Raw genomic sequence first — 13,639 nt, forward strand, 5'->3', positions numbered from 1 at the left:
TTTATCACTATTTTCAATATCGTATCGAACAATCGGAGGTCTTGCTGGTATTACTTCGTCTACACGTTGAATTTAAGCAGGCAGAGAATCGTCATGATCCTTCACTTTTTTGAATCTGTAAAGCACAGGAGCTGTGGACAGAATGATGTGCGCCCTAAAAGTTGTACGTAGATTAACTTGTCATTCGACTGGTATGAATTCGGTATTGAACCGGACTCATACCAGTCAATTTTGCTTTTATCCGATGATGATTGTAATAATCAATATAATTTGTAACTGCTCGGTTTAATTCCTCAAAGCTAGAAAAACTACGACCATAATACATTTCTTGTTTCATTAGACCAAAGAAATTTTCCATCAATGCATTGTCCAAACAATTTCCTTTTCGTGACATACTCTGGTATAACTTTGCTTGCTTCAATTGTCTAACATACTGTTGATTTTGGTAATGCCACCCTTGATCGGAATGGATTGTTGTTCGAAAGTTGGTCTTTTTACTTTCTTTAATGGCTGTTTTTAAAGGAATCAATACACAATCCAACGTTGGTTTTTGCTGAAATTGATAGGCAATGATTTCTCCATTAAAACCATCAAGAAAAGGACTGAGATAGGCTTTTCTTTTTAGTTTAATTCCTTCGGAATTTCGTTCAGTATAGTGGAATTCTGAAATATCTGTAAAGATTTTTTGTTTTGGCATCGTGCTAAAAAAGCGACGATTCACCTTGTTCTTTGCCAAGGTTCCCACTAAACCTTTGTAAGATCGATACCTTCTTGAACGACGAGTAAAGCTTATACATACTATGTTATATTTCTTCATAATTCGTCGGATTTTCTTATGATTGATTTGATAGCCCATATTCACTAAAGCCAGTTTGATTCGACGATAGCCATAATTGCGATCATTCTCTTCAAAAATTGTTTGAATCAATTTCTCTAGGTGAGTCATTTTTTCTTCGCTCATTATCTGTTTTTTCCAGTAATTGAAGGTAGAACGCGGTAGCTTAATCGCTTGTAATACGTGATCTTGACGATACTTTCCAATAAGTTCTATGGCTATTCTGGTTTGAACTCGTCTTTTCGCTTCGCCATAATAGTTTGTTGGAAAGTCCGTAGCTTTTTTAAATACTCGACCTCGATTCGCAAACATTCATTCTCACGCTCTAATTCCTTTTCACGAGATAGTTTGCTTGTTTCTTGCTGTTTTTTTGTTGGTTTATTCATCCTTTTTTTGGGTCTCCCTTTTTGATTAGACAGAGCCGTTTGACCACCAGCGATGTATTTCTTTTGCCAACGAGAAATCATCGACCCATTAGGCAGCTTGAATTGTCTTGCTGCTTCACCGAAAGAAGCACCTGTCGTTTCTATAAAGTGTAATACATCTCGCTTAAATTCACTAGTATATTTTGTCAGTGAACGGTGTCTTTTGAGCCCTTCTTTCCCAAATAATTGATAGGAGTGTTTCCAATTGTAAATTAAGGCATTTGATGGGAGTCCGTATTTTTTAGCCAAGGCTCGTCCTCCCAGAGGGCCTTCTAGGTACTCTTTCACTAGCTTTAATTTGAATTCTACCTCATAATAACTCATAAAAAATAACCTCCAAAAATTGTATTTTTCACGTACAACTTTTGGGGGTCACATCAGAAGCATTTAATCCCACCGTTTAGTCGCATTTAGGGTGTGATGTTTACTTTTTTCCCACACCCATCCCAGTCGAAAAAAATAATGTTCTTTTTAATGATTCTTACTGAGTTAAACAAAAAAGTGAGGTAAGAAAACCCATTGACTGTTCTCACCCCACTTTTTACACTATTCTTTTAACGATTTTTTTCCAACGTATTACTTAAACGGCCAAACTCAACTAATGACAAGGTCTCTCCGCGACGTGAAGAATCGATTTCTGCTTCTGTTAAACTCTTAGTCAACCACGCTTTTGTTTCATCATCTTTTCCGTAAAAATGAATCAGGTTGTTCCATAATGTTTTACGGCGCAATTGGAATGATGCTTTTGTCAATTTAAAAAATTCTTTTTCATTGGTTACTTCGACAGCTGGTTTATCTCGTTTGATTAATTTGATGATGGCAGAATCAACATTTGGTTGCGGAATAAATACAGTTTTCGGTACAATAAATGCGATACTTGCTTCCATAAAGTACTGAACAGCAATCGATAACGAGCCATATGCTTTTGTTTCTGGTTTAGCAGAGATGCGATCTGCGACTTCTTTTTGCATCATGACGATCATTTCTTGTACAGCTAAATCAGATTCTAAAAAGTGCATCATGATTGGTGTCGTAATATAGTATGGTAAATTAGCAACGACTTTGATAGGAAGTTCTTGTTCAAAAACTTCTTTCGTTGTTCCTACTAAATCTGCTTTCAGGACATCATTGTGGACAACTGTGACATTTTGATAAGGACTCATCGTGTCTTCTAAAACAGGAATCAAGCGATCATCGATTTCAAATGCTAAAACGTGTGCAGCATTTTTGGCTAGCTGTTCTGTTAAGGCCCCGATTCCAGGACCTACTTCTACCACATTGGTTTGTGTATCGATTCCTGCAGTCTCGACGATTTTACGTAAGATATTCGGTTCTGTTAAAAAATTTTGACCTAAACTTTTTTTGAATGAAAAGCCATGTTTCTTCAATATTTCTTTGGTTCTTGAAGGTGTGGCTATTTCTTTATATTCTGTCAAATTGATTCCTCCGATTTTTCACTAGGTAATACGTTTATTTTATTCATCACGCCTATTAATTCTTTTTCTGTGATACGGAACATTTTTAAGCGTTTCGTTAATTGTTTACTGTTTGTATAGCCAATGCGCAATTCGTCTCCTAATTTTTCTCGACGTTCTTTCGCATGAGCCCCAGCTATTAAACCATATTCGATCAGCGTTTGTCTAGGGATCTCTTGATAATCATCTGCTTCATTGACAGGTGTCACAATTTTTTCCAATGCTTCTAAAATTGCTTCATCATCAGCATGTTCCACCCCTAAACTATTCCCTCTTTTTTTAGGTGCAGCAAGCTGGCGAGAGAGAAACGCATGCTTGGCATCAGGCACAACTTCCATGATTGTTTTACGAATTTTTTCACCTGAAAAATCTGGATCAGTGAAAATGATCACACCGCGTGTTTCTTGTGCATGTTCAATTTGTTCTAAAATATCCTCATTGATTGCTGAACCGATCGTTTCGATCGTATCTGCATCCACAACTTCTTGGATTCGTCTCGTATCGTCTTTCCCTTCAACGACAATAATTTCTTCAATTCTTAACTTGTCCGTCATTCGGCTAACCTGAATAAACGATGAGCATTATTTGTTGTTTGTCTGGCTATTTCATCAAAGGAAACTTCTCGCAGTTCTGCGATTTTTTCCACTACATAACGAGTATAGCCTGGTTCATTGCGTTTGCCTCGATAGGGTACAGGTGCTAAATACGGTGCATCTGTTTCAACTAATAAACGATCTAACGGAACTGCTTTAGCGACCTCTTGCACTTCTAATGCTTTCTTGAACGTTACAACACCACTTAAAGATATATACATCCCCATCTCTAAAAATTTTGCCATCCATTCAGGATCTCCACTAAAACTGTGCATGATTCCACCAATATCTCGAATATCTTCTTCTTTTAAAATCTTATACGTATCTTCCATCGCATCTCTTGTATGGATACTGATTGGTAGATTCATCTCTTTAGCGATCGCGATTTGACGACGAAACACACGATCTTGTACTTCTTTTGGATCTTCCATCCAATAATAATCTAAGCCGATTTCGCCAAGGGCTACTACTTTTGGTGTTGTTAACAATTGCTGCAGTTTTTTTTCGATTTCTGGCGTATAGCTGCCAGCTTCGGTTGGATGCCAACCAATAATACTTTGGATTTCTTTATATTGTTGACTAAGTTCTAAAGATTTTTCGATTGTTGGTGTATCAAAACCAACCACCGCCATCTCCGTTACACCTAATTCTTTCGCATGTTGAATGGTTTCTGGAATATCTTCATTAAATTGTTCTGCATTTAAATGGGTATGAGAATCAAAAATCACGTAAACCCCTCCTCTATCTTCTATACTTTATCACATTTTAACTAAAATCTGAATGGACAGCACCGATAAATTATTAGCTTTATATAATTGCTTTATTCAATAAAATAGCTTATACTATTCGGTCACGGCAATTTATGTCAGGAGGAACCAATATGTCAAACGAGCGTACACAAGAAACCCAGCATCTGCACCAAGTTTACGAGGAATTGACCCAAGCAAAAGAGGTCTATCAAACCGCTATTGATGATGTTAATATGACAGGACAATCAGTATTAGACCAATTTAGCGGTGATACTAAACTAAATTTCGACAGTTATTCTGATAACTTAGAGACATTTGCCGTAATGGAAATGAAAAATAGAGAAATCGATCAATTGAATTTGCAGCAGGCAACTGCGGCTAAACAATTAGAAAAAGTCGGACGCCTACTTCAAGTCCCTTATTTTGGAAAAATCGATGTGACTTTTTTAGATGATGGTGCGGATCGTGACGTTTTTTATATCGGCATGAATGATTTTACCAATTTGGATGGAGAATCACGAATTTACGACTGGCGTTCACCGATTGCTTCTCTTTTTTACAATAATGTTTTAGGCGACAGCAATTATCATGTCAGCAACAATGAAATTCCTGTTATTTTAAATTTGAAAAGACAATTGATTCTTGAGGAAGATCGTTTGATCAACTTTTTTGATACCAGCCTTGCGATTCAGGATGATATTTTACTTCATACACTTGAAGCGGATTCTTCTCAATATATGAAGGATATTACGACTACGATTCAACAAGAACAAAATGAGATCATCCGTGATGAAAGCCATCCCTTGCTTTTGGTCAATGGCATTGCCGGCAGTGGGAAAACCTCTGCAATCATGCAACGAATTGCTTATTTACTTTATAATCATCGGACCAAAATTACTGCCGACGATATTTTACTGCTCTCTCCTAATTCAACATTTATCGATTATATTTCTCAGGTATTGCCGAATTTAGGTGAGCGTAATCCATTGAATTTGACGTTGTTGCAATTTCTTAAATTTACTTTTCGTGAAAAAGCACCGGTTGAAAGTGAATCAGACTACTTTAAACGAATAACAGATGAAGAGGTCAATGCTCAACAAAGAGTCCTTCAGTCACAAAAATTTGTGTCATTCATTCAAGATTTCCAAGATGCATCTCTTATTCAACAATCGTTGTTTCAGCCGATTGTATTCAAACGCAAACCTATATTTTCTGCCGAACTGATTTTTAGTCTTTATCAAGAAACCCCAACAAATTTATCAATCAGAGATCGACTTTCAGCAACAAAAGAAAAACTGTCAAGTTTGTGGCATCGTTATTTGATTAAGCAATCAAAATCTAAACAAATGATCGATCAGATGCAAGACTTGACTGAAGCGGAACAATTACGCTATTTCGACACAACTTTTACCGAAGAAGATGAGGAACAATTAGCGGAGTTTGCTCTTCAACGATTGCAACAAAAATACCGCAAAGTAGTGGATTCGATTGCTGATTTTGCGTGGTTTGATCACTGGTTACTTTTTGAAGCACTGTACCAAACGTATCAACACGATTCCTACAAACGAGTGACAAAAGCTTATACTGCAGATGAAGTGGTGATTTTATTACTGCTCAAAGATAAGTTTATTGAAGATTTATCCAATCGACAAATGGCGTTTATTTTGGTAGATGAAGTACAGGATTATACTGAAGCACAAGTACTTTTATTGCTTAAATTGTTCCCACAAGCGAACTTTACTTTAGCTGGAGATGAAAATCAGGCGATTTTTAATACCTCAATCAGTTTTATTGATTTGAAAGAGTTATTATCTGCTTCCAATCGTTCTGTTACCTCGTATCAATTATTGAATAGCTATCGTTCAAGTAAAGAAATCACACAGCTCTTCCAAACGTTAGTGACAAATCATGAGAAACTCAAGATTGTTTCTATCCGAAAAGATGGCGAAAAACCGACATTTATTTCGTGTGAAGATGAAGCGAGTTATCTAGATACACTTAGTTCTATTTTGGATTCATTGGCAACGGTGGAAGATACTGTGGTAATTACCAAAACAGCGGCTGAAGCAGCCTTATTGAAACAACAACTTCTACAAAAAAATAATGCTATTGAGACACAAGTTCTTTCCATTGATATGGCGAAAGGGCTTGAATTTGATAATGTGATCATTCATAATCCTTCAGCAGCTCATTATGGGACAACGGACAGAGAGAAGAAAACTCTTTATACAGCGATTTCTCGGGGAATGAAGCAGATCTTTCTACCTTACATTGGGGAGATTTCTGAGTTATTTTCGTTTAAGTAATCAATCCATGCTATTTAATGAATTCTTAAAAATATCGAGCTAAAATACCGACTTTAGCCCGATGTTTTTTTACCTATTCAGCAGTAAACTTATCTCCAGTCTGATTTTCAATTTGATAGGAGTGTGTGTGTTTTGAAAAATTTCTTTGAAGAATCTGACTTTTTAAAATCAACGATTCAAGAGAACGTATCAATTCAACGGAAACCTCAGGTCAATACCATTTGGCATTGGTTATTACTGATTCTCTTTGGTCTCTTAGCTTATGGGACGATGACACAACAATTTCTTTTGATAGCAATTTTTATAGCTATCGCAGCTGTTGTGAAGGGACCATTGATGCTTTTATGGGGCGCTATTTATTCAGTTTTAATCGCGTTTTTCCCACCATTAGGCCTCGTGCTTTCTCTTGTATTTTTTTTGATAAATCTTGGAACTATCGCAAAAAGTTGGCGGATATCATTAACGAGTGCTTATTTTTATTTAGTCCCTCTAATCGGTGGAATCTTCCGAGCCATCAGTAAAGATGAACCGAAGTATTTGGTTTTGATGTTTGTTGCATTTAGTCTATTAGGACTACATTTTTTACTTAATTGGTTGTACAAAAACAACAGTTTGAGCCGAACCTTGACTTGGTCGATCATCAGCGTGCCTTATGCGCTATTGATCATGCTTTTACCGACTCGTTTCCGCAGAATTAAATCAAATAAAAAATTAAGATTTTAGTAGTCTATCATCAAAAAAGGGTGTGACACAAAAGTAAAAATCACTTTTGTATCACACCCTAAATGCGAATAATCGGTGGGAGCAGAAGCAATCCCTTCTTATTTCTCGGGATTAAACGCTTCTGTCCCAGCCTCCTTTGTATGGTAACTTAATCTAATTTCCTTGGGCAATTTCACCATGGTTATTTACTAATTTTATTTTAAACGGTTCCAGCATTCAAAGCTTGCTCTAACACATCATTTAATTTTTTCATTTGCTCTTCGTTGAAAATATCTTTCACACCTTCACGCAATTCATTGGCATTTTCTTCTGTTATAATGCCTGGATTGGCTTCAATTTGTTTGAGCATTTCATTTAATTCTTCGTCCATCAATTTTTGAATCTCCGGATTATCTTTCAAATCATCATAATTGATCGAATCATCCTCTAGATCTAAGTCAGAATCCATGTCAGATTCATCTGAGCCAACACCAGTGATAGTCGATAAAATATCCTTTAATTCATCTTGACTGATGACTTCCTTCTTAGTTGGCATCTTGATGTTTTGGTCATTTTTTTGAGGAGTAACAGAAACGGTCATAACAATACTCATTTTAGCATCATCCTTATCAGCAGCTGCCATAGACATTTCCATATCAAACGCTTTAGTCTTATGATTGATGCTGACTTTAATGTCCAATTTATCTAAATCATTTTTTAATGACTTGATAGCCTCTTTCACATCTTTTGCATCACTTGATTTTTGGTACTCTTTATCTTCTTTTGCAACTTCATCGATTTTTTCTAACATTTGGATGATTTCTTTTTTTGTAAACGTATGTGTCACGCTATCTTTGTCTTTTTTAAATGATTTTTTGTCGAAGCTTTCGATCAGTTTTTTCATTTCTCGACCCATTTTAGAATTTTCTGCATTGGTGAAGGTCTTATTCTTAAGCGAGTCTGTTTTTTTATCCAGTTCACCTGAAGTAAGCGTCTCACCAGCCTCAGCAATATCAATATATTTCCCCTTTAGTTTGTTCAACTCACTTTTGCTAAGCTCAACTGGATAGTTAAATGAATTTGCCAAATCTAGCATACCCGAGACAAAACTAGTAGACATGTAGTATTTATCTTTGTTCCCAACAAATTGGAATGGTATTTTTTCGCCAAATAGATTCGCTGTGATTTCCATTTCCATCGTATCTTTTTTATCATCGATCGCATACTTTCCATCAATACTCATATCTTTTAACTGACTGGCGATCATTTTTACGTAGGCTCCGCCATCATCACCATCGTATGTCAAATCTTTCATTTTCATCTTAAAACTCGCGGCGTTGTATGCATCGCTCTTGGTATTAAACAGCTCTTTGGTAAACTCTTTTCTTGGATCTGATCCACAAGCTGCTAATAAAAAGATTACGACTCCTGTAATGATCCCCAACATGTACTTCTTCATTTTCATCAAACATTCTCCTTATTTTCTTACTCAATTTTTTTGGTACAAAATAATGATACAATAAATGATATCTTTTTGATATAATTTATTATCATATTCTTCAAATTGTTCACATAATCGATTCATTATTTTTTAAAGTTATGTGCATTTATTTCTTTTTTCAGAAAAAAAACGACCACAGTTTTGGTAATCCCTATGACTAAGGATACCGCCTGTGGACCGTTTATATTTAAACTTTTTTACGCAATTACTGCTCCATTTGGCATTTCTTTTGGTGCATCAACGATTTGCAGTTTGCCTTCTGGCGATTCAGCGGAAAGAATCATACCTTGACTAATCTGTCCTCGCATTTTTCTTGGTTTTAAGTTCGCTACGATTACGACTTTTTTTCCAATCAAAGCACTTGGATCTGGATAAAATTCTGCAACACCAGAGAGGATTTGACGATCTTGTCCATCTCCTGCATCTAAACGGAACTGCAATAATTTGTCTGCGCCTTTGACTTTTTTACAATCAATGACTTCAGCTACTTTTAACTCAACTTTATCAAAATCTTCATACTTGATTTCCTTTTCTTTTGTTGAAACAAGTTCGGTTTCTTCTGGATCCCATTTGATTTCTTCTGTCGTTGTTTGAGTATTTTGAGTCATTTTCTTTTGAATGTAAAGAACTTCCGTATCAATTTCCAAGCGCGGGAAAATCGGGGTTCCTTTTGCGATCACTTTGATTTCTGTTGGAAATTCACCAAAATGAATTGCTTCCATATTCATTGTTTCAGGATCTAATCCTAATTGTTCAAAGATTTTTGCTGGGGTTTCCGTCATGACGGGCTGTAAAAGAATAGCCACGATGCGCAAGCTTTCAGCTAAATGAACCATCACGCTATCCAATTCATTTTTCTTCTCTTCATCTTTCGCTAAAACCCAAGGTTGTGTTTCATCAATGTATTTATTGGCACGCGAAACTAATGTCCAAACTTCAGCAATTGCTGTATTAAATTCCATTTTTTCCATGGCTTCATGATATTTACCAATCACATTCGCCGCAGTTGTAGATAACTCACTGTCAAATGGCGTAACTTTTGAGGCATACGCTGGGACATGCCCACCACAATATTTATTGATCATAGCAATCGTACGGTTTAATAAATTTCCTAAATCATTCGCCAAATCATAATTCAAACGTGAAACGAAATCTTCTGGTGTAAAGACACCATCACTACCAAAAGGAATCGCGCGCAATAAATAATAACGTAATGCATCTAGGCCGTAACGATCCACTAAGATTTCTGGATACACGACATTGCCTTTAGATTTAGACATTTTACCGTCCTTCATCAATAACCAGCCGTGACCGAAAATTTTCTTAGGTAATGGTAAATCTAAGGCCATCAACATAATAGGCCAATAAATCGTATGGAAACGGACAATTTCTTTTCCGACCATATGGACATCTGCTGGCCAATATTTTTTAAATAAGCTGTCATCATCGGAGCCATAACCTAATGCGGTGATATAATTTGACAACGCATCGATCCAAACGTAAACTACATGTTTTGGATCATTGGATAAAGGAATCCCCCATGAAAATGTCGTACGTGACACCGCTAAGTCTTCTAAACCTGGTTTGATGAAGTTGTTGATCATTTCATTTTTACGTGATTCAGGTTGAATAAATTCTGGATGTTCATTGTAATACGCTAATAAACGATCCGCATATTTACTCATACGGAAGAAATAGGATTCCTCTTTAACTAATTCTACCTCATGTCCGCTCGGTGCTTTCCCACCGATTACTTTACCATCTTCATCACGATAGACTTCTGCTAATTGTGTTTCAGTAAAGTATTCTTCATCTGAAACCGAATACCAACCTTCGTATTCGCCAAGATAGATATCACCTTGCTCTAATAAACGATCAAAAATTTGTTGAACCGCTTTTTTATGGTAATCATCTGTTGTACGGATGAATTTATCGTAGCTGATATCAAGTGTTTTCCATAGCTTTTGAACATCTGCCGCCATTTTATCGACGTATTCTTTTGGTGTAACACCTAATTCCGAGGCTTTATTTTCAATTTTTTGTCCATGCTCATCCACACCTGTTAAGTAAAATACGTCATAGCCCATCAAGCGTTTGTATCGGGCCATCGCATCGCAGGCAATTGTTGTATATGAATTGCCAATATGTAGTTGTCCGCTTGGATAATAAATCGGGGTGGTGATATAAAATGTTTCTTTTTCTGACATGTAGAAACATCCTCCTTCTAGCATTCTCTTGAATTTACTCCTAAGTAGTATACCACATTTGGCTTTATTGAACTAGAAATCCTTTTATTTTCTCTATATAAAAAAAGTTCCACCAGCTTCACCTTAAAAAAACTGATGGAAACTTCGAATTGCCTTTTTGTTTAAGCTCATATAACACCATCTTGTATAGCAGCTTCAGCGACTTCTCGAATAATAACATCCACTAACTCTTTGTTGAAAGATGATGGAATAATATACTCACTCGTAAGCTCTGAGTCTGGAATGATTTCGGCAATTGCTTTTGTGCTGCTAACTTCATATTTTCAGTGATTTTTGTTGCATTTGCTACAAAGGCTCCTTTAAACAAACCAGGAAAAGCTAAAACATTATTGATTTGATTCGGATGATCTGAACGGCCCGTTCCGACGACAGCCGCTCCAGCATCAATTGCGTCTTGATAGGCAATTTCTGATTCTGGATTAGCCATTGGAAATACGATAGCTCCCCTATTCATTGAAGCAACCATTTCTTTTGAAACCAATTTAGGTGCGGAAACACCAATAAAAACATCTGCTCCTGCCATCGCCTCTTCTAAAGAACCATTGAAGTTTTCATGATTCGTGATTTCTACCATTTCTTTTTCTAAAAAATTCATTGGTCTATCCATTGTCTTAGACAATGCGCCATCAATATTGAACGCAATAATCTTTTTTACTCCAAAATGATGCAACATTTTTATGATTGCACTGCCAGCAGCACCGGTTCCAGATACAACAACTTTGATTTCATCGACTTTTTTATTTACAATTTTCAATGCATTAATCAATGCTGCAATCGTTACGATTGCGGTGCCATGCTGATCGTCATGAAAGACTGGAATATCTAGTTCCTCTATTAACGTACGTTCGATTTCTACACAGCGAGGAGCAGAAATATCTTCCAGGTTGATCCCGCCAAAGGTTGGTGCCATTGCTTTGATGATGTTGATGATTTCTTTCGGCTCTTTCGTATCTAAACAAATCGGAATTGCATCAATTCCTGCAAATTCTTTGAATAATAATGCTTTGCCTTCCATAACAGGTAAAGCTGCCTTAGGCCCTATATCCCCTAACCCAAGAACTGCTGTACCATCCGTCACCACGGCTACCGTATTGCCCTTCCAAGTATAGTCATAGACCGAATTTGGATTTTTATGAATTTGTCTACAAGGTTCAGCTACACCTGGTGTATAGGCTAAAGATAAATCCTTTTTCGTTTTTACCTCAACTTTTGACTGAATATCGATTTTCCCACGCCACTGAGCGTGTGCTTTTAATGCTTCTTCGTAAATATCTACCATAATTTTCCAATTCCTTTCCAAATGAACGTTATTTATTTTCCTAGCATCTGTTCTAGTTTGACCCAACGATTATATTCTTCTTCTGTCACTAAGCCAGAAGTTAAAGCAGCCTGTTTTAGCGTTGTATTTTCTTCAAAAGCTTTTTTAGCGATTTTTGCGCCATTATCATAACCGATATGAGGATTTAAAGCTGTTACAAGCATCAACGATTGTTCCACATATGCTGTCATGTTTTCCTGATTCGCTTTAATGCCCACCAAGCAATTTTGCTCAAACGAACGCAATCCATCAGCTAGCAATTCAATACTTTGAATCAAATTATACGCTATTACCGGCATATAGACATTTAATTCAAAGTTCCCTTGTGAAGCACCAATGCCAATCGTTGTATCATTTCCCATGACTTGAATTGTTATCATGGTCAAGGCTTCACATTGCGTTGGATTGATTTTCCCTGGCATAATCGAACTACCCGGTTCATTTGCAGGAATTGAGATTTCTCCTAAACCACTCCTTGGTCCGCTCGCCATCCAGCGAATATCATTAGCCATTTTCATCGCATTAGTTGCGAGCGCCTTTAATGCTCCTGATGTAAAAACAACAGCATCTTTGCTTGCTAATCCATGAAATTTATTAGGATTTTCTATAAATTGATTATTTGTCTCTTCATTCAAAGACTTAAAAAATCGTTCGATATATTCTTTTGATGCATTTAGCCCAGTTCCCACTGCTGTGCCTCCAAGCGCCAATTGTTTCAGTTCAAATAACGTCAAATCTAGCATCTGGTAACTGTGTTCAAAACCAGAACGCCAACCACTGATTTCTTGAGAAAATGTCACCGGCGTTGCATCTTGTAAATGAGTTCTTCCTATTTTTACAATTTTTTCATTTTCGCTTTCCAGTTTTTTTAATGTTTGAATCAGTTGTTTCATCACTGGGAATAACTGCTGTTCCATCAACTGAACAGCGGCTACATGAATCGCTGTTGGAAAAACATCATTTGAACTTTGGGACATATTGACATGATCATTAGGATGAACCATCACATCCGCTTTAGCCGCTAAATGAGCAATGACTTCGTTAACATTCATATTTGTTTGAGTCCCACTACCAGTCTGCCATAAAGATAGCGGAAATTGCTCATCTACCTCACCATTAATGATTGCATCTGCTGCTTGTTGGATTGCTTGACTAATTGTCGTATCCAACTTTCCACTTGCTTCATTTGCCTTAGCCGCATTCTTTTTTACCAATGCTAGCGCATGAATAAGAGCTATCGGCATTTTTTCTATACCTATATTAAAATTTTGGCGGCTGCGCTCGGTTTGCGCTCCCCAAAGTGCCATTTTCGGCACTTGAATTTCTCCCATTGAATCCCGTTCAATACGATAGGTCATGCGTATGATCCTCTCCTTTTTCACTATTTACTATCACTATACTGGAAACGAATCGTGATTTACAGTCTAAATCCTTGATTCAGGAAAAAGACAGAAAAAAATCAGCAATC

General features: G+C 36.7%; 10 protein-coding genes and 1 pseudogene. 2 read left to right on the forward strand and 9 right to left on the reverse strand.

Annotation, left to right across the window (positions count from 1 at the left end; genetic code table 11):
- Positions 1-172 precede the first annotated feature (172 nt).
- From AC1PU0_RS13500 to AC1PU0_RS13520, 5 genes are all read right to left on the reverse strand, one after another.
- Entirely contained in the window at positions 173-1,147 is a 975-nt protein-coding gene (locus AC1PU0_RS13500) for an IS3 family transposase (protein ID WP_479998485.1), read from the reverse strand.
- Positions 1,054-1,584 carry a transposase gene (locus AC1PU0_RS13505; protein ID WP_479998306.1) on the reverse strand — a complete coding sequence of 177 codons (531 nt, stop codon included), beginning with the start codon at positions 1,582-1,584 and terminating at the stop codon, positions 1,054-1,056. The genes AC1PU0_RS13500 and AC1PU0_RS13505 overlap by 94 nt, the downstream gene beginning before the upstream one ends.
- Before the next feature lie 230 nt (positions 1,585-1,814).
- The gene (gene rsmA, locus AC1PU0_RS13510) at positions 1,815-2,696 is read right to left on the reverse strand and encodes a 16S rRNA (adenine(1518)-N(6)/adenine(1519)-N(6))-dimethyltransferase RsmA (protein ID WP_206850643.1); all 882 of its coding nucleotides are present in this window, start codon (positions 2,694-2,696) and stop codon (positions 1,815-1,817) included.
- Positions 2,693-3,289 (reverse strand): ribonuclease M5, encoded by a 597-nt coding sequence (rnmV, locus tag AC1PU0_RS13515; protein WP_206850641.1) that lies wholly within the window; start codon positions 3,287-3,289, stop codon positions 2,693-2,695. The genes rsmA and rnmV overlap by 4 nt, the downstream gene beginning before the upstream one ends.
- Positions 3,286-4,056, reverse strand: coding sequence for a TatD family hydrolase (locus AC1PU0_RS13520; RefSeq protein ID WP_206850640.1), 771 nt, complete (start codon positions 4,054-4,056; stop codon positions 3,286-3,288). Before AC1PU0_RS13520 ends, rnmV begins: the two co-directional genes overlap by 4 nt.
- A 152-nt stretch (positions 4,057-4,208) precedes the next feature.
- Between AC1PU0_RS13520 and AC1PU0_RS13525 the strand changes: the two genes are divergently transcribed.
- Together AC1PU0_RS13525 and AC1PU0_RS13530 are read left to right on the forward strand one after the other, a co-directional pair.
- A complete protein-coding gene (locus tag AC1PU0_RS13525) occupies positions 4,209-6,383 on the forward strand; it encodes a HelD family protein (protein ID WP_206850637.1) in 2,175 nt (724 codons plus the stop codon).
- Between the two features lie 132 nt (positions 6,384-6,515).
- The gene (locus tag AC1PU0_RS13530; protein WP_111248666.1) at positions 6,516-7,106 is read left to right on the forward strand and encodes a hypothetical protein; all 591 of its coding nucleotides are present in this window, start codon (positions 6,516-6,518) and stop codon (positions 7,104-7,106) included.
- Positions 7,107-7,305: 199 nt separating this feature from the next.
- Here AC1PU0_RS13530 and AC1PU0_RS13535 read toward each other — a convergent pair whose 3' ends face one another.
- From AC1PU0_RS13535 to fumC, 4 genes and pseudogenes are all read right to left on the reverse strand, one after another.
- Positions 7,306-8,550 (reverse strand): hypothetical protein, encoded by a 1,245-nt coding sequence (locus tag AC1PU0_RS13535; protein WP_206850635.1) that lies wholly within the window; start codon positions 8,548-8,550, stop codon positions 7,306-7,308.
- A 233-nt stretch (positions 8,551-8,783) separates the two neighbouring features.
- Entirely contained in the window at positions 8,784-10,793 is a 2,010-nt protein-coding gene (gene metG / locus AC1PU0_RS13540; protein ID WP_206835732.1) for a methionine--tRNA ligase, read from the reverse strand.
- A 167-nt stretch (positions 10,794-10,960) separates the two neighbouring features.
- Positions 10,961-12,132, reverse strand: a pseudogene (locus AC1PU0_RS13545) (NAD(P)-dependent malic enzyme).
- Between the two features lie 32 nt (positions 12,133-12,164).
- Complete coding sequence (gene fumC / locus AC1PU0_RS13550; RefSeq protein ID WP_206850632.1) at positions 12,165-13,529, reverse strand: class II fumarate hydratase; 1,365 nt, start codon at positions 13,527-13,529, stop codon at positions 12,165-12,167.
- Positions 13,530-13,639 lie beyond the last annotated feature (110 nt).

The sequence above is a fragment of the Enterococcus sp. XAF26B05_ASV22 genome (assembly GCF_056727285.1).